Source organism: Sphingobium cupriresistens (assembly GCF_004152865.1).
Lineage (GTDB): Bacteria > Pseudomonadota > Alphaproteobacteria > Sphingomonadales > Sphingomonadaceae > Sphingobium > Sphingobium cupriresistens.
In genome coordinates this window covers 28,237-49,457 of the sequence record NZ_SEOO01000022.1, presented here as the reverse complement: position 1 = coordinate 49,457, position 21,221 = coordinate 28,237, and the positions used below count along the sequence as shown (strand labels likewise).

Genomic DNA, 21,221 nt, shown 5'->3' with positions numbered 1-21,221 from the left:
ATGCTCCGTTAGAAGGTCTGGCCGTGGATCATCGCGAGATGATCGGCGACGGGGCCAAGGGCGAGGCTGGGCAGGAAGGTCAGGCCGCCCACCACCAGCACGATGCCGATCAGCAGCCCGGTCCAGAGCGGCCCGGTGGTGGGGAAGCTGCCGGCCGTCTCCGGCGTATGGCTCTTGGCTGCCAGCCCGCCCGCAATCGCCAGCATCGGCACGATGATGAAGAAACGGCCGATCCACATCGCGACCCCCAACAGGCCGTTATAGAAGGGCGTGTTGGCGGTAAGGCCTGTAAAGGCCGACCCGTTATTCCCGACTGCGCTGGTGAAGGCGTAGAGGATTTCGGTAAATCCGTGCGGCCCCTTGTTCAGTGGCCCGGCCAGGCCCGCCTGCGTGACGCTGGCGATCGCGGTCATGCCCAATATGACGAGCGGCAGCACCGCGATGGCCAGCACGGCCAGCTTCACTTCGCGCGCCTCGATCTTCTTGCCGACATATTCGGGCGTCCGCCCGACCATCAGCCCGGCGACGAACACCGCCAGGATGGCGAACAGCAAGAAGCCGTATATGCCCGCGCCGACGCCGCCGACGACGACTTCGCCCAACTGGATGTTGAACAGCGGGATCATGCCGCCCAGCGCTGTGAAACTGTCGTGCATCGCATTGACCGCGCCGCAGCTTGCCGCCGTAGTGACGACCGAGAAGAGCGCCGAGGCGGCGATGCCGAAGCGCACCTCCTTGCCCTCCATATTGCCACCCGTAGCGCCGATGCCATGCAGGATCGGGTTGCCGGCCGCTTCCTGCCAATAGGTGATGGTGACGCCGATCAGAAAGATCGTCAGCATTGCCGCCAATATCGCCCAGCCCTGCCGGGTATTGCCGACCGCCTTGCCGAAAGTGAAGGTCAGGCCCATGCCGATGACCAGGATCGACAGCATCTGGACGAAATTGGTCAGCGCGGTCGGATTTTCGAACGGATGGGCGCTGTTGGCGTTGAAGAAGCCGCCGCCATTGGTGCCCAGCATCTTGATCGCTTCCTGGCTCGCCACCGGGCCGAGCGCCAGCACCTGCTTCACGCCCTCCAGCGTCGTCACATCGACCGACCCGGCCAAAGTCTGCGGCACGCCGCTAGCGATCAGGAACAGCGCGTAGAGGATGCACAGCGGCAGGAGCAGATAGAGCGTCACCCGCGTCATATCGGCCCAGAAACTGCCGATCGTCGTGGCGCTCCGCCGGGCGAAGCCACGAAACAGCGCGAAGGCGAGCGCGATACCGGTCGCCGCCGACAGAAAATTATGGATCGCCAGCCCCAGCATCTGCGACAGGTTCGATAGCGTCGATTCCCCCGCATAACTCTGCCAGTTGGTGTTGGTGGTGAAACTGATGGCGGTGTTGAACGCCAGATGTTCGCTCGTGCCCGCAAAACCCATCGGATTGAGCGGCAGCCACCCCTGCAAGCGCAGCACCGCGTAAGTGAAGAGCGCCAGCACGAGGTTGAACAGCAGCATATGCACGGCATAGCGCCGCCAGCCCTGCTCCTGCGCCGGGTCGATCCCCGCCAGGCGATAAAAGCCCCGCTCGACCGGGCCGAATACCGTATGCAGCGGCGTGCGCCGCCCTTCATACAAAGCGAATAGCCACAGCCCGACCGGCTTCGTGAGCGCCAGCAATATGCCGACAAAGGCCGCGATCAGCAGCCATCCCTGGAGGGTCATCATGTCGTCCCTCCCCCTAAAAGCGTTCGGGCCGTGCGAGCACGGCGGCGAGATAGGCGAGAAGGCCTAGCGCAGCGATCGCTGCGAACCAGAGGTCTAGGGTCATGATGGCTGTCCCCTCATACATGGTCGCAAAGCGCGACATAGCCAAGGCTCGCCGCCGCCAGCCCCAGGGTGAGGCCGATCCAGAGGATGTCCTGCATGAAAATTCTCCCGCACGCCGTCGCCGCGGAAGGCGGCAGGATCGGCTACGGGACGTCAATTAGGCGGTCGGCGCGGTGGAATGCGAGAGGAGGAGCGCGTCGCCCGCATAGTATTTGCGTATGATTTTATGCGTCAGGCGCAGGCCGCGCCTTCAGGCGTAGGTGCCGGGGCCGATGCGATGCAGCGTGATCGGCGGATGATCGGCCGCATGGACGCGCGCTTCGGCGATGACGGCCAGCGGATCGACCGCGCGGCTGAGCAACAGGCCGCAGCGGTCCGGCCCTTCCCAGATCACTGTGCCGCATACTTCCAGCCCATCGGCGATCAGCGTGACCCGCTCCCCGAGCGTCGGGAGCCAGGTTCCGGCGACGAGCGCCCCATAGATGGAGATATTGCGGATGGTCACAGGCTGGCTAACGCCATCCCAGTGCAACATTCCGCCGACTTCCGTAGCAAAGCGACTTTCGCGCCTGCGTTCGACCCGCGCCCGATAGGAAATGCTATCCATCGCCATCTCTCCCGGTATGCCCCCCGGAGTCAGGCCATTTTCGGCGGGCGAAGTTGCGAAAAGACTAAGCCGGCTGGTTAACGATCGGTTGGCCGCAAAGGGGCGGACCTTGCCCGCCCCGGTCAATTCAGGCCAGCGCGCCGTGGCAGTGCTTATACTTCTCGCCCGAACCGCAGGGGCAAGGGGCATTGCGGCTGATGTCGAGATTGGCGAACTCGCCGGGCTGGCCAGTACCCACCGGCGCACGCGGGATGGTGGTGGTGAGGCCGCCAAAGCTGCCGCCGTCGATGTCGGCGCTGTTATCCTCGCCCGAAAACGGATCGATATGAGTGGTGATAAAATCGGGCAGCACCGGCAGGTCGAACTGCGGCATGGGCGCTTCATCCATGCGGAACTGCACGCGCGCGATCGATCCGGTCACGTCCTCGCGGATATTCTCCAGCATCCGTTCGAACAGGGCGAAGGCTTCCTGCTTATATTCGTTGATCGGCGTCTTCTGCGCATAAGCGCGTAGATGCACCACCTGGCGCAGCGCGTCGAGCGTCGAGAGATGCTCCTTCCAATGATGGTCCAGGCTCTGGAGCAGGATCGACTTCTCGATCATGTGCCAGTCGGACGAGTCGACCTCCCTGACCTTGTCCGCGACGGCGTCGTCGGCCATCGCCGACAGCCGCTCCTCGATCAGTTCGGGATCGACCGCATCCTCGGCAAGCCAAGCGTCGAAGTCCGGCTCCAGGCCCAGTATCTCGGCGGTGCGAGCCTTGAGCCGGTCCATGTCCCATTGTTCGGGATAGGTGCCGGGCGGGCAAGATGCGCCGACCAGGTCGTTCACCGTCTCACGGCGCATGTCGGCGACCACGTCGTCCACCGTATCGGCATCCATGATGTCGGCGCGCTGCTCGTAGATGACCTTGCGCTGGTCGTTCATGACGTCGTCATATTCGACGACCTGCTTGCGGATATCGTAATTGCGCGCCTCGACCTTGCGCTGTGCCGTCTCGATCGCCTTGCTCAGCCATTTGGACGGGGGCAACGCCTCGCCATCCTCCAGGTTGGAGCGGATCATTTTGGCGAACATCGTATCCGGGCCGAAGATGCGCATCAGGTCGTCGTCAAGGCTGAGGTAGAAGCGCGACAGGCCCGGATCGCCCTGACGGCCCGAACGACCGCGCAACTGGTTGTCGATACGGCGGCTTTCGTGGCGCTCGGTCGCCAGCACGAACAGGCCGCCCGCCGCCAGCACTTCGGCCTTTTCGGCGGCGATTTCGGCGCGGATGCGCTCGATCGCGGCCTCGCGCTCCGGCCCTTCGGCCATGTCGCGCAATTCGTCCTCAACGCGCAGTTCCAGATTGCCACCCAACTGGATGTCGGTGCCGCGACCCGCCATGTTGGTGGCGATCGTCACCACGCCCTTGCGGCCCGCCTGCGCCACGATGTGCGCTTCGCTCTCATGGAAGCGGGCGTTCAGCACCGCGTGGGGCACGCCGTCCTGGTTGAGGAACTCAGACAGCATTTCCGACTTTTCGATCGACACGGTGCCGACCAGCACGGGCTGGCCCTTCTCCGCATGTTCCTTGATCGTGCGGGCGATGCCGCGGAACTTGTCCTCGATATTCTTGTAGAAGCTGTCTTGTTCGTCCACCCGCTGCACCGGCTTGTTAGTCGGGATGGTGACGACGTTCATCTTGTAGATTTCGTAGAATTCGGTCGCTTCGGTCGACGCGGTGCCGGTCATGCCCGAAATCTTGGGGTACATTCGGAAATAATTCTGGAAGGTGACCGACGCCAGCGTCTGGTTCTCCGGCTCGATCTGGACGCCCTCCTTGGCTTCCACCGCCTGGTGCAGGCCGTCCGACCAGCGGCGTCCGTCCATCATACGACCGGTAAATTCGTCGATGATGACGACCTTGCCATCCTTGACGATATAATCGATGTCGCGGCGGAACATCACCACGGCGCGCAACGCCTGGTTCACATGATGCACGACCTGCGTATTTTCAAAATCATAGAGGTTGCTGCCCTGGAGCAGCCCGGCGGTTTCCAGCAGACGCTCGATTTTCTCGGTGCCGTCCTCGGTCAGCGTGACGGTGCGCTGCTTTTCATCCTTCTCATAATCTTCGTCGACCAACTGCTTCACGATCGCGTCGACCGCGACATACAGCTCCGACTTGTCGTCGGTGGGGCCGGAGATGATGAGCGGCGTGCGCGCCTCGTCGATCAGGATCGAATCGACCTCGTCGACGATCGCATAGTTGAACGGCCGCTGGACCATCGACGCGCGATCATATTTCATATTGTCGCGCAGATAGTCGAAGCCCAGCTCGTTGTTCGTCGCATAGGTGATGTCCGCGGCATAGGCTTCGCGCCGCTGGTCTTCGCTGATGTTCGGCACGATGACGCCGGTGGTCAGACCCAGGAAGCGATAGACCTGGCCCATCCATTCGCAGTCGCGACTGGCCAGATAATCGTTCACGGTGACGACATGCACGCCCTTGCCCTCTAGCGCGTTCAGATAGGTGGCGAGCGTCGCAACAAGCGTCTTGCCCTCGCCCGTGCGCATTTCGGCGATTTCGCCGCGATGGAGGACCATGCCGCCCACCATCTGCACGTCGAAATGCCGCATCCCCAATACCCGCACGCCGGCTTCCCGCACCGTGGCGAAGGCTTCGGGCAGGAGCGCGTCAAGCGTTTCGCCATTGGCCAGCCGTTCGCGGAACTTCGCCGTCTGGCCGACCAGTTCCTCGTCGCTCATGGCCTGCATCGCCGGTTCGAAGGCGGCGATCTGGTCGACGGTCTTGCCCAGCGACTTCACATAGCGTTCGTTGGACGATCCGAAGATGGACTTGGCGAGTGCGCCGAACATGCGATTTCCTAATTTCGTAAGGGGCACGAACCCCCTCATCAGGAGCGCGCGCGGATATGCGCCGCGATTTAGGCACGGCACATCCTTTAGTCAATCAGACTGCGGCTTAACCCAGTCTGTCGCTGGGCCGTCACATAATCACGCCAGGGGGTATTAGTCAGGGGGCTTTGAACGGGCGGTGGCGTCATGCCAACGCGAAGGCTTTGCACTTCGCGCAAGCTGCGCCACAAGAGCGCGACAAGAGCAAGGGTCGCATAGTGTATCGTTCAATCGTCCTGGCGCGCGCGCCCAGCAGCGCTCTACCGGTCGCCACGCTGGTGGCGATGGCGCTGATCCTCTGGTTCGGCCTGACCGCGATCGCGACTCCGTTCGACCATGACGAAAGCCAATATGTCGCCGGCGCCTACTTTGGCGGTCGCCTGCTGATCTTCCACGATTTTCTGTATCTTCAGCCGCCTTTGCATAGCTGGACCTTCGCGCCGCTAACCTTGCTGTTTCCCGATCATATGGTCGTGGCGATGCGGCTGGCCACGGCTGCCACCGCCCTTTGCACTGTTGCAACTCTGTGGGCGGGCCAGCGTATCGCGGGCATTTCGCGCGATAGCGCCGCAATCGCAACCTTGCTCGTTGGGGCGACCGCCGCCTTCCAGTTCACCGGCGCGGTGGTGCGCAACGACATGCTGCCGACTTTGCTGTCGTCCATGGCGCTGCTTGTCAGCCTGCTTGCGCTGCGCCATTGCACGCCCCGCTATTGGTTCGCGGCCGGATCGCTGTTCGGCCTCGCCATCGCGACCAAGCTGAATTTCGCCCCGCTGGGGCTGATGACCGGCCTGTTCGTCATCAGCGCGGGCGGCCGTTGCGGCCTGCGCGCCGCCTGCTGGCTGGCGGTGGGCGCGATGGCGGGCATGACGCCGATGCTGGTCGCCTGGGCGCTGGCCCCGGACGCCTTCTTCTATGGCGTACTGACCTTCGGCGCGACCGCGCCGCACGCCTGGTACGCCGCCAACGGCGCGTTCGATGAACTGGCGACGATCGAAAAGCTGACCGACCTGCTCAAATATCTGTGGAAGGGACCGGCGCTCGCCGCGCTGCTGCTGCTATCGGCCAACTGGATCATGACCCGTCGGCGTGTGCGCTCGCCCGGACGGCGGCTGGCGATCTGGATGACCGGGGGCGCGTTGATCGGCGCGGCGCTGCCCACGCCGTCGCAGGTGCAATATGTCATGCCCCTGTTGCCGCCGCTGGCGTTGGCGCTCGGCTATCTGTTCGACGACGCACGGCGCTGGTCGTTCGCGCCGCGTCAGGCGCTGCTCGGCCTGCTTTGCCTCGCCGCGATTCCCGGCATGTTGGCGGCCACCCGGCATGTCGTGGCGATGCTGCGCACGGGATCGCCGGTGCTGGAGGCGGACGCCGCCGCGCGCTGGGCCGGGGCGAGCGTGCGCGCCATGGGCCAGGGCGACGACGTCGCCACCCTGTCGCCGCATATGATCCTGGGCAGCGGCCTCACCCTCGACCCGCGCTTCGCCCCCGGTCCCTTCGCCTGGCGCACCGGATGGACGATGGGGCCGGTGCTGGCGCGACAGGTCCACGCCATGATCCCCGCCACGCTCTCCGACATGGACCGCGATCCGCCCGCCGCCATCCTGACCGGCTATGAAGGCGGCACCCGCAAATTGCCGCTCCGCCCCGATGACCCACTGGTCGCCTATGCCCGCCAGCGGGGCTATCGCATGGTGGCGATGCCGGATGGCGTGGGGCGTTTATATCTCCGCGCGCCAGAACTCCTGGTGTCGCGGAAAGATTGACCCATGCCCGATTTTGACGCATTTCGCGCGCCATGACCGACCGCTCCCCCCTTGCTCCCGCTTCATTCCCGAATCTGCCCGCCATCGACGGCGTGACGCTGCGTGTCGCCCGCGCGCGATACAAGAATTGGGATCGCTGCGACCTTACCTATGTCGAGCTGGACGCGGGCACCGCCGTTGCGGGCGTCACGACCCAGAGCAAATGTCCCTCGCCCGAAGTCGAATGGTGCCGGGACGCCATTCCGCTTGGGCAGGCGCGCGCGCTGGTGGTCAATGCCGGCAACGCCAACGCCTTCACCGGCCATCGCGGCCGCGCCGCGGTGGAAGCGATCGCGGCCAAGGTCGCCAATCATCTCGCCTGCCTGCCATCGGACATCTTCGTCTCCTCGACCGGGGTGATCGGCGTGCCACTGCCGATCGACAAGGCCGAAGCCGGACTGGAAGCCGCCTTCACCGCCACGCCCTGCGGCTGGGAAGAGGCCGCGACCACGATCGGCACGACCGACACCTATCCCAAGGGCGCGCATGTGTCGGCGATGATCGGCGATATACGGGTCGAACTGGTCGGCATCATCAAGGGATCGGGCATGATCGCGCCCGACATGGCGACGATGCTGGGCTATATCTTCACCGACGCGGCGATCGAACCGGCGCTGTTGCAACAGATGCTGTCGGCGGCGAACCGCAAGAGCTTCTCCTGCATCACGGTCGATAGTGACACGTCGACCAGCGACACCGTGCTGGCCTTCGCCACCGGCAAGGCGGGCCATGCGCCGATCGCCAGCATGGACGATGCCGGGGCGGACGCCTTCCAGGCCGCGCTCAGCGACCTCTGCCGCCAACTCGCCCATCTGGTGGTGCGCGATGGCGAAGGTGCGACCAAGTTCATCGACATCATAGTCGAAGGCGCGGACAGCGACGCCAGCGCCCATCGCATCGCCCTCTCCATCGCCAATTCGCCGCTGGTGAAGACTGCGATTGCCGGCGAAGACGCCAATTGGGGCCGCGTCGTCATGGCGGTCGGGAAGGCAGGCGAACCCGCCGACCGCGACACACTGTCGATCCGCTTCGGCGCGACGCAGGTGGCGACTGGCGGCCTGGCGGTCGAGGGCTATGACGAAGCCCCGGTGTCGGCGCATCTCAAAGGACAGGACATCCAGATCGGCGTCGACCTGGGGCTGGGCGAAGGCCGGGCGCAGGTGTGGACCTGCGACCTGACCCACGGCTATATTTCGATCAACGCGGATTATCGCAGCTGATGCTGGAACTGCATGATCCCGTCGTGGCGCTGATGCGATCGGTGGGCCGCGACATCGTCATGCCGCGCTACCAGAATCTGGCCAGCGACGAGATCAGCGAAAAGGCGACGAACGATTTTGTCACCATCGCCGACAAGGAAAGCGAAACGCGGCTGGCTGAAGGCTTGTCCGCCCTCCTGCCCGAAGCCGGGATCATCGGCGAGGAAGCCTGCGCCGCCGACCCGGCGATCCTCGACCGGGCGGGCGAAGGGCTGAACTGGATCATCGACCCGATCGACGGCACCGGCAATTTCGCCGCGGGCAAATCTCCCTTCGGCATCATCATCGCACTGGTCGATGGCGGCGCGACGCTGGCGGGCTGGATACTCGATCCGCTGACCGGGCGGCTGTGCCATGCGATGCTGGGCGGCGGCAGTCATGTCGATGGCAGCCAGGTGCAGGCGCGCGAAACGGGCGGCGCGCTGCCAATCGCGGCGCTGGCGACCTTCTTCATGTCGGCCGAGGAACGCGCCGACATGGTGCGCAGGTCGGAGGCCAGCTTCATGCTGGTGGACATTCCCCGCTGCGCCGCGGAGCAATATCCGCGGCTGGTGCTGGGGCAGAACGACGTGTCGGTGTTCGCGCGGACCTTGCCCTGGGATCATGCGGCGGGCACGTTGTTCGTCAACGAAGCGGGCGGCTGCTGCCAGCGCACCGACGGCACGCCCTATGTCGTGGGCGACCTGCGGCGCGGGTTGATGGGCGCTTCATCGGCCCGGCTGTGGGACAAGGCGGCGGCGACGCTGTTCGGTTAGAAGGATATGCGATGCTGACGATCTGGGGCCGGTTGAACTCGCATAATGTGAAGAAGGTCGCCTGGTTCGCGGACGAAATCGGCCTGCCCTATGTCCGCCACGATGTCGGCGGCGCGTTCGGCATGAGCGCGGACTATCTGGCGAAAAACCCCAATGCGCTGATCCCCACGATCGAGGATGGCGACGTCATGCTGTGGGAATCCAACGCGATCCTGCGCTATCTGGCGGCGCGTTACGCCCTTGGCTTGTGGCCCGCCAATCCGGCGGAGCGGGCGCAGGGCGACAAGTGGATGGACTGGCAATTCGCCTTCGCCGACGCCCAGCGCGATGCGTTCCTGCAATTGGTGCGGCGCACGCCCGAACAGCGAGATGGACAGTTGCTGGCCACGTCTGCGGCGGCATCGGGCGCGGCCATGAAAATCCTGGACCGCACGCTCGCAGTGCAACCATGGCTTTCAGGTGTCGCTTTCGGTGTCGCGGACGTGCCGATGGGCGTCTATGCCCACACTTTCTTCACGCTCGACATGGAGCGGCCCGACGTGCCGCATGTGCGTGGCTGGTACGACCGGCTGCGCACGCGACCGGCCTATGCCCAGTCGGTGATGATCCCGCTGACATAGGGCCGGCTGTGCCGGTCGTGCCAGACCGTTCGGCCCGGCACGACCGCATGAGCATTAGAGAACGCTTTCGATCCAGCCCTTAAGCGCGCTCTTGGGCGCGGCGCCGACCTTGGTCGCGGCCGCTTCGCCATTCTTGAACAGGATCATCGTCGGAATGCCGCGCACGCCATATTGGCCCGGCGCATCGGGATTTTCGTCGATGTTGATCTTGGCGATCGTCACCTTGTCGGCCAGTTCTTCGGAAATTTCTTCCAGAGCCGGGCCGATCATCTTGCACGGCCCGCACCATTCGGCCCAGAAATCGACGAGGACGGGCTTGTCCGAATTAATGACGTCATCCTGGAAGCTGAGGTCGGTAACTGCCTTGGTGGCCATGAGTATCTCCTTATGTTGCAGCGTATCTAGGACGGGTGCGCATCCCGCTCAACGGGTGAGAGCGGCAAATTCTCCTGCGCGGGCAGATAGTCGGGCTTCTGCGCCGCAAACGGCGCGAGGCCCGGCTTGTGCGCCGCCAGCACCGCGGGCGGCAGGACGATCGGGCGCGGCGCGCTGGTGTAGAGCAGCCCCGCCTCGATCGTCCGGTCGGGGAAGATCACGCCCAGCGCCGCGACATAGGCGGCCATCTGCCGGATATGGGCGGTTGGCACTTCTGCCAGGGTCAGCGGCGCGATCCGCCCGGTCTTGAAATCGACCAACTGGATGCGATCCGCGCCGATAGACAGCCGGTCGACGGTGCCGGCGATCACCGCCTCGCCCACCACGGCCGCGATCGGCGCTTCGGCCAGCGCATCGGGGCCGAACAGGGCCGCGAAATCCGGCGCTTCGATCACCCTGATCGCCTGGTCGATGAGGTCATGGCGCTGCGCCGCATCGCCCACGCCCTGCTGGACCAGCCAGCGATCCGCCGCATCGCGTCGCCGCTCGGCGGACAGGTCGGGCAGCCGTTCAAACAGCGCGTGGAGCCAGCGCCCGCGTTCGGCCGCGGCCCGCATCGCCTGCGTCGGTGGCGGATAGGGCACGTCATCCTCCACTGGGGCGGACGGCGCGAGCGGCCGGGGCGGGCGCGATTCGGTGGGGGCCGGTTCGCGCAGCCATGCGGGCTGGACGACCGGCATCGACGCGCGCGCCTCTTCCGCCTCCGCCTTGCGCGGCTCCAGTTGCTCCGTCCCGCGCCAGCGGCGCACCCCGCCCCATAGCGGATCGGCCTCCCAGTCCGTGCCCAGCGATATCATCGCCCCTTCGACCGCCGCATACCAGCTTTCCGGCTTCACTTCCCCCTTGGCGCGGGGGCCGAGCGACCCGGCGACGATCAGCTTCTCTTCTGCACGGGTCAGCGCGACATAGAGTAACCGCCAATGCTCCTCCCGCTCCACCTGTGCGGCCGCTTCGGCGACGTCGCCGATCGGCCCCTGCCGTTCGGGCTTGCGCGGGGCCAGGATCGGCAGGCCGTTCCACAGCAGCGAGTCCGACCGGTTGCCCGCATCGGGGTCGAGGCAGGCGTCGGCCAGGATGACGATCGGCGCCTGCAAACCCTTGGCGCCATGCACGGTCAGCAGCCGGAGCATGTCGCCCTGCGCCGCGGCATCGCGGACGATCTCCACCTCGCCCCGGTCGAACCAGTCGATGAAGCGCTGGAGCGAGGGATGATCGTCGCTTTCGAACGCAAGCGCGGCGTTCAGCAATTCCTCGATCGGATCGGCGGCCTCGGTCCCCAGCCGCTCGACCAGCCGCCGCCGCCCGTCCATATGCCCCGACAATATCGCCTCCAGATAGCGATAGGGCGTGGTGAAATCCGCCACCGCCAGCAGATCGCGCAGCGGTTTTAGCGTAGCATCGTCCATCGTCTGCTGGAGATGTCGCCACAGACCCGCACCGATCTTGCGGCCGATCAGCCGCACCATCAGTTCGTCCTGCGTCCAGCCGATCAACGGTGATACCAGCAGGGACGCCAGGTTCAGCTCATCTTCCGGCTGCACCGCAAAGCGCAATGCGGCGAGCAGGTCGCGCACGGCCAGCGGCGCGTTGAGCCGCAACCGGTCGATCCCGGCCACCGCCACCTTCTCCTCATAAAGCCGCGCGACGATAAGCCGCGCCAGTTCGCTGCGGCGGCGCACCAGGATCATGATGTCGCCCGCGCGCACCGGCCGCCCCCGGCTTTCGAGCATCAGCCCATCGTCGATCCACTGCTTGATCTGCCGCGCGATCTTGCCGGCCAGCACCCGCTCCTGATCGGCCGCCCAATCCTCCTCGCCCTCGGCATCTTCGGACAGGCCCGCGACGACTGGCTTCCACAATTGCACTTCGCCCGGATGCCGATTGGCGCTGACATGGCGCACCTCACCCGCGTCCATACCCAGCCGTTCGGCGCGCAGCGTGGCGATGGTGCGGTCCACCACCTCCAGCACGGCGGGCGTCGAGCGAAAGCTCTGGTCGAGCGACAGGTTGAAGAAATCATGCCCAGCTTCATCTGCATATCGCGAAAAAGCTATGCGGGCCGCGCGAAACTCGGCGGGACTAGTCCCCTGAAAGCCGAAAATGGCTTGCTTGAAGTCGCCGACGGCGAAAACAGTTCTGACTTTGTCGCCCTTTGCGCCTTCGCCAGCGAAGAATTCGGACGTTAAAGCGGCTACAATCTGCCACTGTCGGATATTGGTGTCCTGCGCCTCATCCACCAATATATGGTCGATCCGCTGGTCCAGCTTGTAACGAATCCATTCGGCGATGCCGGGCTGTTCCAGCAAGGCGGCGGTGCGCGCGATCAGATCGTCGAAATCGACCGCGCCGGCCAGCCGCTTGGCCTTGGCATAATCACGCGCATAGGCCCGCCCGGCATGGAGCGCCTGACCCAGCAGCGCGGCGTAGTCGGCGCGCAACTTCATCGCGATCAGCGCGCCGCACCTGTCGTACAGCCGCGCCGCCATCTCGATGTAACCGTCGATCGGCGGCACCCAGCCCTTGGCGTCGATCAGGTCTCCGTCCGCCTTGCTCCAGGCACGATGGAGATCGCCCAGCGTCGCCGCCCGCCCGGCCGGATCGAGCGCGCGCCACGCAGCGATGCGATCGCACCGCTCCAGCCCCCGGCCCTTGCCCCATTCCACATTGGCGCGCACGATCCCGTCCAGCGTGCGCATGTCGAACATCGTGTCAGAACATTGGTCGGCAAGCCATTGATCGATATCGCCTTCGGGCAGCTCCAGTTCCTGCGCCAGCCAAGGCCCGATCGCCTCCGGTAGCGCATCGAGCGCGTCGCCCGTCGCCGCGCAGCGCAACAGAAACTGTTCGGCCCCGCCCTCGCCCAAGCGCAGGCTGATCGCCTGCAATGCGCCGATCAGCGCTGCGTCGTCCCCGTCATGCGCACGCACCGCCATGTCGGCCAGCGTCTGGCGCGCCAGGCTCGATTGTTCGCGCTGGTCGAGCGGGCGGAAGCCCGGCGTCAATTCGGCCTCCAGCGGAAAAGCGGTCAGCAATTGCTGGCAAAAACCATGGATGGTCTGGATGCGCAGCCCGCCGCCGGTCGATTCCAGCACTTCGGCGAACAGACGCCGGGCATAGTCGCGCGCCTCAGGCCCGGACTCTTCGTCCAGCGCCTCCAGGTCGTTGAACAGGTCGACCTCTTCCATCTGCACCCAGGCGGCGAGGCGATCGTGAATACGGTCGGCCATTTCCGCCGCGCCCGCCTTGGTGAAGGTGAGGCAGAGGATATTTTCCGGCCGCACCCCTTGCAGCAGCAGGCGAAACACGCGCGCGGTCAGCACATGGGTCTTGCCGGTCCCGGCCGACGCCGACAGCCAGACATGGGCGTCGGGCGCGGCGGCGCGCGCCTGATCGCCCAGCAATTTCTGAAGCGCGCGGGTCTTAGCCATCGTCGCGGCCATACCATTCCTCCAGCCGCATGAGCTGGTCATAATCGCCATAATTGGCGACTTCGGGGTTGATCTCCGCCCGAAATGGCGCGGCGCCGAGCAGGAAGGTGTCCGCCAGAGCCTCGAAATGTTCATGGGCGTGCGCGGTGAACTGGTCGGTGACGATCTTGTCGCGCTTGCCCATCGGATCGACCGGTCGTTCGCGATAGCCGAACTGGTCGCCCTTCTTGGCGAGCGACCAATATTCGAAGTCGCCCGCCTGCGGTTGCGGGCCAAGCCCCTCGAACCCGCCCAACTCCGCGATGATGCCAAGCAGCCCCAGTTGCAGCGAAAAGCCCGCCTTGACCTGCCGCGCGCTGGGCGGCTTGCCGGTCTTGTAATCGATGATGCCGATACGCCCGTCGGCCAGCCGGTCGATCCGGTCGGCCTTGCCCATCAGGGTGACGCCCGCAATGTCGGCGCGGCCCTCCTTCTCGACCGCCAATATGGTGCGCCCCTCCGCCTTGTCGCTGGCGACCTGCGCCGCGATCCAGCGGATCGCCTCGATCAGGCGCGGCTGCCACAATGCTTTGAGCAACGGATGGACTTCGGGCTGGTCGAACATGGCGCGGGCGCGCGCTTCCAGATCGGCGGGATCGAGCGTCCCGGCCTCCGCCCAGCGCTGGAGAATATCGTGGACCGCTGTCCCACGCCAGGCCGGGCCGGCATCGGCATCCACCGGATCGAGCCGATTGAGGCGCAATACCCGCTTGGCATAGAAGGCATACGGGTCGGCCTTCAGCCGATCGACATCGGTGACCGGGATAACATTCGGCCGGACGGAAGCGGGCGGCGCGGGCGCGGGACGGTCGGCGGGACTATGCCGGCCCGGCGCGTCGATCGCCTGCGCCAGCGCCGCATAGCGGTCCGCCGTCTTCCATTGCGGCCCGGCCATCGCCTTCAGCCGCAGCCAGAAACGCGACGCCACCGCCGGCCCACCGCTGCCCCGCCGCGCGCGGGTGATGAGGACATGCGGCGCGCCCAGCGCCCCTGCGAAATCATGCGCGGCCAGGCCGATGCGCGTCTCCAGCCCAGGCAGCCCCAGTTCGCGCCGGATGCGCGGGGCGAGCCAGGGATCAGGCGAGGGCAGGCCCGGCCATGTGCCTTCGTTGAGGCCGCCCAGGATCATGAGGTCCGCCTGCGTCAGCCGCGCCTCGATCAGGCCCAATATGCTGATACGCGGATGGCCGCCCTGGGGCGGGCGCACCGATACGCCGCCCAGCATATGGTCGAGCAGCACCGGCAAAGCGCGCGGATCGGCCTGCCGCGGGCCTTCGGGCGCGGCGGCTTCCATCTCGGCGAACAGGTCGGCGGCGGCATGGCCCTGATGACCGGCCCAGACGGCATCGTTGGTCAGGGCGCCGGCCTGTTCGCGCAGCGCCGCCAATTGTCCGCCCAGGTCGGCAGCAGCGGCAAAGGCGCTTTCCAGCGGCTCCAGCAACGCACGCGCCGTCGGCCACCAATCGCGCATCTGCTCGCGCAACACTCGCTGCCGGTCGTCCGCGCGCGGATGCAGCAGCAGGTCGATGCCGACCAACCCCGCCTGCGGCCGCGGCCCGCGCAACAGCAGGTCGAGCGCGCGCACCCCCTCCAGCCAAGTAAGACGCGCCTCGCCCCGCATCACCAACGGATGTTTGAGCAGGGTCAGTAAAGCCACCGGCGCGAAGCGTTCCGCCACCGCCTGCGCCATGGCAATCAGCATCGTGCCGGGCGGCAGGCGCGACAGCGGCAGACCCGCTGTATCGTCCGCCTCGATGCCCCAGCGCCGCAGATGCGCCGACACCCGCGTCGCCAGTTGCCGGTCGGGCGTGACCAAAGCGGCGGTGCGTTCCGGCGTCTCCAGCGCCTCGCGCAGCGCGATGGCGATGGCCTGCGCTTCCTCGCCCGGCGTCGCCACTTCCAGCGCCTCGACCCCCGCCAGCGACCGGTCTGCGGTCTTGAGGTCGCGCCAGCGGCTCGTCAGCCTGGGCGGCAGCATCGCGTTGGAGATGTTGCGCCCACGCACCGCCCGCGCATCATGCTCGCTGCCCCAGCGCCATAAAGCGACATCGTCCCGTGTCGCACTCATGCGGTCGAGCAGGCGCTTCAGCGCATATTGGGGATGGCTTTCATGGCCCTGCGGCACGCGGCCGGTGAGGGGATCGGGATCGAACGGCCCGATCGCCTGCCATGCCGGATCGTCCATATGCTGGTCGAGGCCGGCGAACACCACCATGCCCTTGGGCATCGCGCCGATCCGCCGCAGCAGGCTGGCGACGGCGGGGGCGGTGGTCGACAGGCCCGCCGCGACGACGAAGCCTGACGGCGGATGGTCTTTCCAGCGCGCCGCCAGCCGATCGAACAGTTGGTTGCGCCGATCCGCCAGGTCGATGCACCCGGTCCGCGCCAGTTCGCCGGGCCAGCGGGCGATCAAAATTTCGAACATCGTCAGCGACGTCTGCCAATGCTTTGACAGTTCGTCCGACAGCGCCAGCGTGCGCAACGCCGTCATCGGCACGCGCTCCACCTGCATCTGGTCCAGCACCGCGCCCAGCGCCTGTCCCAGCAGCAGCGCCTGTCCGGCATCGATACCCGGCTGCGCATCCTGCACCATGCGCGCCAGGATCATCTGGCGGCGCATCGGTGCGATCGCCGGCGGGACGGGGTCGGCCTCCCCCAGCGGGTCGAGCGCGCCGCCCACCTGTTCCCCCAGATCGGGGTCGCCGATCGCGACCAGCCGGGGCAGCAGCAGCCCACCGCCCGATTGCCGGACGAAGGCGTCGCTCACCGCCCGGATCGCACGGTTGTTGGGCAGCAGGACCATGGCCTGCGCCAGCGCCATGGGATCACCGCGATGCCGCGCCAGCAATCCCGCCGCCAGCGCGTCGGCGAAGGCGCGATGCGCGGGTATCGTGAAGAGCGCGGGGCGCGTCTTCTCACCCATGAGCGAGCATCGACTCCACCACCGGAATAGCCTGGGGCGTGCCGACGTCAAACCAGAGGCCCTGATGCGACACCCCGTAGAGCCGCCCGGCCTCGATCGCGCGGTTCCAGAAGATATTGGTGGAAAACATATCGCCGGGCGGATTGACCAGCATCGACGGCGACAATATCTGAACCCCGGTAAAGACAAAGGGCGCGACATAGGCGGTCTTGCGCCGGCTCAACCGGCCATTGGCATCCATGTGGAAATCGCCCGGCCCAGTGTGGCAATTGGCGCGCGCCAGCGGCACCAGCAGCAGCAGCGCGTCCATCCGCTCCGGGTTCCATATCCGCTGCATCATGGCCAGCGTTTCCTGCGGCCCGTCGATCCACAAATTGTCGCTATTGGCGCAGATGAAGGGCTTGTCGCCCAGCAGCGGCTTCGCCCGGATCAGGCCGCCGCCGGTTTCCAGCAGCTTGGCCCGCTCGTCCGATATGGCGAAATCCAGCCCGCATTTCCGCGCTTTCAGATGCGCTTCGACCGTGTCGGCCAGATAATGGACGTTGACCACAACCTTCTTGATACCGCCCGCTTCCAGCCGGTCCAATGCGTGGTCCATCAGCGGCTTGCCAGCCACCTTCACCAGCGGCTTGGGCCGGGTCGCGGTGAGCGGACGCATCCGCTTGCCCAGCCCGGCGGCCATCAGCATGGCGGTGTCGATCATGCGGGCGCGAACTCTTGCAGCGCGTCATGGCGCTGGTCGGCAGGGATGTTGGCGGCAAACCATGCGGCGACGGGCGCCAGCGCCGGATGGGTCAGGTCACGCTCCAGCAATCCCCACATGCGCGGCAGGAAAGAGAGGTAGCGCGGCTTGCCATCGCGCTTCCACAGCCGGGTGAAGATGCCGATGATCTTGGCATTGCGCTGCGCACCCAGCACCGCATAGGCGGCGTCAAAATCGGCGGGCGGGTTGGCGATCGCCTTATAATGGGCCAGCATCGCCGCCTCGACCTCGATCGGCACATCGCGCCGGGCGTCCTGCAACAATGATACCAGATCATAGGCCGGGTGGCCCGCCAGCGCATCCTGAAAATCGAGCAGGCCCAGGCCATGCGAAGAGTCGCGATCGATCAGCATGATATTTTCGGCATGATAATCGCGCAGCACCGTCACCGTCGGGCTGATCGACTGCTCCACGAGCGGCAGCACCGCGTCCCAGGCGCTGACATAGCCATCGGCATCGACATCCAGCCCGATCGCCGGGCAATACCATTCCGTCAGCAACCCGACCTCGCGCTGATAGACGGCCCGGTCATAGGGCGGCACTTGCGCAGCGGGCAGGCGATGCAGGTCGGCGAGCAGGTCGATCGCACGGGCGTAGGTCGCCCGTTCCTCGGCCGGATCGGCGTCCAGATGTTCCTTGACCCGCAGGTCGCCGAAATCCTCGATCAGAACGAGGCCCTGCTCCAGATCGCGCGCCAATATCCGCGGTGCGGCGAAACCATCGGCCAATAGATGTTCGGCGATGGCGATGAACGGGCGCGGGTCTTCATGCGGTGGCGGCGCATCCATCAGCACGGCGCGACGGCCGCCGTCCAGCACGCGAAAATAGCGGCGGAATGACGCATCGCCGGCGAGCGGTACGATGGCGGCGTCACTCCATCCCGCGTCGGCGAGGAAGGCGGGCGCGGCGGCGGGTGGGATCATATCTGTGACCATCGCTCCGTCCAAGCGTCCGGCACGTCCGCTGTCAAGCGCCGCGCGTCATCGCCTGCAAAGTCGATGCTCAACCGCAGGGCGTGGGGCCACAGGGCATCGCCCAGCCGGTCGGGCCATTCGATGATGAGGAGACTGTCCATCAGATAGTCGCCCAGCGCCAGTTCCTCGGCTTCGGCCGCATCGTCCAGCCGGTAGAGATCGACATGGGCAACCGGCAGGCGCACCTCCGGCACGTCATAGGGCTGGACGATGGCGAAGCTGGGACTGGGCGCTTCGCCCTCCAGCCCCAATGCTTCGAGGATACCCCGCGCCAGCGTCGTCTTGCCTGCACCCAGCCCTCCTTGCAGCGCGATCACATCGCCGATCCGGGCATGGACGGCGATCCGCCGGCCCAGGTCCAGCATCGCCGATTCACCGTCAAGGTCCACGACCGACTCAGCCACGCGGCAGTTCGATCACGGCCATGGTCCCCTGCCCGGCTTCCGACACCAGTTGCAACGTGCCGCCATGCGCTTCCGCCAATTGCCGCGCCAGCGGCAGGCCGATCCCCGCCCGGCCGCCGTTGCGCGCCTGTCCCGCGCGCGCCGCCGGATCGAAGATCGCCGCCTGCTGCCCGGCCGCAATGCCAGGGCCATTGTCCGACACGACGATCCGCGCCTTGTCAGCCACGCCGTCTCCATGAAGGAGGATGCGGGCGCCCTTGCCGCAATAGCGGATCGCATTTTCCAGCAGATGATCGATCGCTTGGCCGATCCGCCGGGCGTCGCCCTGAACCGCGCCCAGACTGTCCTGCAACGTCATGTCGATGTCCATGCCCTTGGCGGTTGCATCCATCATCATCCGGCTGGCGCTGGCCCGCACCACGGTGGCCAGGTCGACGCGGACATGATCGATCGGCAGCGTACCGACTTCGCCCTGGGTCAGGTCCAGCACATTGTCGATCAGCATCGACAGGCGGGCCGTACTTTTGAGGATGCCATCGACATATTCGGCGGCCGACGGGCTAAGTTCCCCCGCATAACCTGCGCTCATCATCTCGGCGAACCCGGAAATGGTCGTCAGCGGGGTGCGCAGTTCATAGCTCATATTGGTGACGAAGGCGGTCTTGACCTTGTCTGCCTGCTCCAGCGCCTCGTTGCGGTCGCGCAGCACCTGCTCGACCCGGCGGCTGTCGGTGACGTCCAGCATGGTGAACAGCGCATTGCCATCGGGTAGAGGAATTGCAGCGAACTCGAAGATGCGCCCGTCTGCAAAGCCGACATGGCCCATGCGCTGCTTGCGCTCGACCGTCGCCGCCCGCACCAGATTGGCCTGTTCCGGCTTCGCCAGCTTCGCCTGTACCGCACGCATCAGATCGTCGATGCGTGGGTGGCCGGCCAGCAACTCCTCATTCGCGCCCCATATGGTGCGGAAGCGGCTGTTCCACATCTGCAACCGCCCGTCGGACGAGAAGACGCCGATCGATTCGAACAAATTGTCGAAGGTCGCGGTGCGGACCCGCAACAGCGTGTCGCGGGCGCTCGACAGATTGACCTGCTCCGTGCGGTCCTCGAAGATCAGCAGCAGGCCACCATCGGGAAGCGGCTGGGCGTAGACGCGCAAATGGGTGCCGTCCTGCAGCAGCCAGTTTTCCTCCAGCGGCGCAGGCGACAGGAACCACTGCCGCCGTTCCGCGCCCCAGGCGGGGAAGTCGCGATGTTCGGGCAATCGCCGCGCATCGCGCATCTGGTCCAGCACCCGCTCGAACGGCGGGGCGTCGGCCAGCGCATCCTGATGCAGGCCGAACAGGCTGATGAAGGGCTGGTTCCAGAAGCGTAGCGCCCGATCGGGGCCGAAACGCGCCACACCGGCCGACAGGCGGTCGAGCAGGTCGCGTTGCGCCGCCTCCAGCCGCCGATGTTCGACCCGCGCCTGTTCCAGTTCATGCTGATCGACGGCATAGCCGGCTACGCCCGCGGCCCCCAGCGGGACATCGACCACGCGCATCGTGCGCCGTTCGCCATCGATCGTCGCGGGCACCATGCGTTCGACCGGCTCGTCGCGGGCGATCGCATCGGCCGCGGCGGCTTGCGGCGTCAGGCCGGCAACGGTTTCGACCAGTTCGGCGCCATGGGCGATGACATCGCCCGCCCCCTGCCCATCAACCGCACGGACATAGGCGCTGTTGACCAGGCTCAGGCGCAGGTCGGGGGTGCGGTGCCACATCGGAAACGGCGCAGCCTCGACCAGCCCCGCCAGCGCCTCCAGCGCGTCGCGCAATTGCTCGACATGGCCACGCAACGACTGGATTTCCGCCTGGCTGTCGGTCGCGTCGAAAATCCACAGGATGACGCCGCCGCTCTCCGCGATGCCCGGTCCCGCTGGCGCGCCGCGCACCAGCAGCAGGCGCGACGATCCAAGGCCCCGCACCGGCAGGGCGAAACTCTTGCCCGCGCGCTGGGCCGAAGCGATCTCCTGCGCCAGCGCCGTCGCGTCTTCCGGCTCCAGCCCGCCATCGGGCGCGGTCAATTCGGACGCGAAAGTCGGGACACGCGGCTTACCCAGCCATTTGGCCAGGCGATCAGCCGCTTCCAGCCGCCCGTCGGGGTGGATGATGATCGGCGCGGCGGGCGCGGACGCCAGCAACATGGTCAGCCGGTCGAGCTTACCCTGGGCATGGGTGCCCTCGCGCCGCATCCTCTGGCCGCTGACGAGCGCCCATACGGCCGCGCCCAGCCACCCGGCCAGCACCCCGCCGAAAATGATCGCGGCATAGGGGGACAATGTCGTCATGACATAACCCCTCCGGCCCGTCGCACCTGCATGTCCCTGTCCATAAGTCGATCCCGACTATCCCAAGTCGGCGGCAGCGGGAAGCGCGCGATGCAAAGATTTCGGTTGGACGGAATGAAAAAGGGGGAGGCGTCTTCGCCTGCCCCTTTCGATGTCGCTTG

General features: G+C 66.2%; 15 protein-coding genes. 4 read left to right on the top strand and 11 right to left on the bottom strand.

The annotated features are described in order from the left end of the window. Positions 1–8: 8 nt before the first annotated feature. The 4 genes from kdpA to secA form a co-directional block, all read right to left on the bottom strand. Positions 9–1,712, bottom strand: coding sequence for a potassium-transporting ATPase subunit KdpA (gene kdpA, locus EWH12_RS13845; RefSeq protein WP_129926979.1), 1,704 nt, complete (start codon positions 1,710–1,712; stop codon positions 9–11). Between the two features lie 16 nt (positions 1,713–1,728). Beyond that, positions 1,729–1,818, bottom strand: coding sequence for a potassium-transporting ATPase subunit F (locus EWH12_RS13840; protein ID WP_082679110.1), 90 nt, complete (start codon positions 1,816–1,818; stop codon positions 1,729–1,731). Positions 1,819–2,067: 249 nt separating this feature from the next. Next, a complete protein-coding gene (locus EWH12_RS22485; protein WP_066605272.1) occupies positions 2,068–2,424 on the bottom strand; it encodes a PilZ domain-containing protein in 357 nt (118 codons plus the stop codon). A 127-nt stretch (positions 2,425–2,551) separates the two neighbouring features. Further along, complete coding sequence (gene secA / locus EWH12_RS13830; RefSeq protein ID WP_129926960.1) at positions 2,552–5,287, bottom strand: preprotein translocase subunit SecA; 2,736 nt, start codon at positions 5,285–5,287, stop codon at positions 2,552–2,554. 257 nt (positions 5,288–5,544) lie between these two features. Between secA and EWH12_RS13825 the strand changes: the two genes are divergently transcribed. Genes EWH12_RS13825 through EWH12_RS13810 form a run of 4 tightly spaced genes read left to right on the top strand, consistent with a single transcriptional unit; the run spans position 5,545 to position 9,765 of the window. Next, positions 5,545–7,092, top strand: coding sequence for an ArnT family glycosyltransferase (locus EWH12_RS13825; protein ID WP_242496058.1), 1,548 nt, complete (start codon positions 5,545–5,547; stop codon positions 7,090–7,092). A gap of 32 nt (positions 7,093–7,124) precedes the next feature. After that, positions 7,125–8,351 (top strand): bifunctional glutamate N-acetyltransferase/amino-acid acetyltransferase ArgJ, encoded by a 1,227-nt coding sequence (gene argJ, locus EWH12_RS13820; protein WP_129926959.1) that lies wholly within the window; start codon positions 7,125–7,127, stop codon positions 8,349–8,351. Beyond that, a complete protein-coding gene (locus EWH12_RS13815; RefSeq protein WP_422917735.1) occupies positions 8,351–9,145 on the top strand; it encodes an inositol monophosphatase family protein in 795 nt (264 codons plus the stop codon). Before argJ ends, EWH12_RS13815 begins: the two co-directional genes overlap by 1 nt. Positions 9,146–9,156: 11 nt before the next feature. After that, entirely contained in the window at positions 9,157–9,765 is a 609-nt protein-coding gene (locus EWH12_RS13810; RefSeq protein ID WP_129926958.1) for a glutathione S-transferase family protein, read from the top strand. A gap of 54 nt (positions 9,766–9,819) precedes the next feature. On the opposite strand, the gene trxA is transcribed toward EWH12_RS13810, so the two are convergent. Genes trxA through EWH12_RS13775 form a run of 7 tightly spaced genes read right to left on the bottom strand, consistent with a single transcriptional unit; the run spans position 9,820 to position 21,060 of the window. Further along, the gene (gene trxA / locus EWH12_RS13805; protein WP_066602036.1) at positions 9,820–10,140 is read right to left on the bottom strand and encodes a thioredoxin TrxA; all 321 of its coding nucleotides are present in this window, start codon (positions 10,138–10,140) and stop codon (positions 9,820–9,822) included. 26 nt (positions 10,141–10,166) lie between these two features. After that, a complete protein-coding gene (gene addA / locus EWH12_RS13800) occupies positions 10,167–13,640 on the bottom strand; it encodes a double-strand break repair helicase AddA (protein WP_129926957.1) in 3,474 nt (1,157 codons plus the stop codon). After that, on the bottom strand, positions 13,621–16,590 hold the full coding sequence (gene addB / locus EWH12_RS13795; protein ID WP_129926956.1) for a double-strand break repair protein AddB: 2,970 nt from the start codon (positions 16,588–16,590) through the stop codon (positions 13,621–13,623). The genes addA and addB overlap by 20 nt, the downstream gene beginning before the upstream one ends. Continuing rightward, on the bottom strand, positions 16,583–17,293 hold the full coding sequence (locus EWH12_RS13790; protein ID WP_129926955.1) for a nucleotidyltransferase family protein: 711 nt from the start codon (positions 17,291–17,293) through the stop codon (positions 16,583–16,585). The genes addB and EWH12_RS13790 overlap by 8 nt, the downstream gene beginning before the upstream one ends. Beyond that, positions 17,290–18,276, bottom strand: a complete 987-nt coding sequence (locus EWH12_RS13785; protein ID WP_066602027.1) for an aminoglycoside phosphotransferase family protein — start codon at positions 18,274–18,276, stop codon at positions 17,290–17,292. Before EWH12_RS13785 ends, EWH12_RS13790 begins: the two co-directional genes overlap by 4 nt. Then, entirely contained in the window at positions 18,273–18,731 is a 459-nt protein-coding gene (tsaE, locus tag EWH12_RS13780) for a tRNA (adenosine(37)-N6)-threonylcarbamoyltransferase complex ATPase subunit type 1 TsaE (protein WP_129926954.1), read from the bottom strand. The genes EWH12_RS13785 and tsaE overlap by 4 nt, the downstream gene beginning before the upstream one ends. Beyond that, positions 18,724–21,060 (bottom strand): sensor histidine kinase, encoded by a 2,337-nt coding sequence (locus EWH12_RS13775; protein ID WP_129926953.1) that lies wholly within the window; start codon positions 21,058–21,060, stop codon positions 18,724–18,726. Before EWH12_RS13775 ends, tsaE begins: the two co-directional genes overlap by 8 nt. Positions 21,061–21,221: the final 161 nt, after the last annotated feature.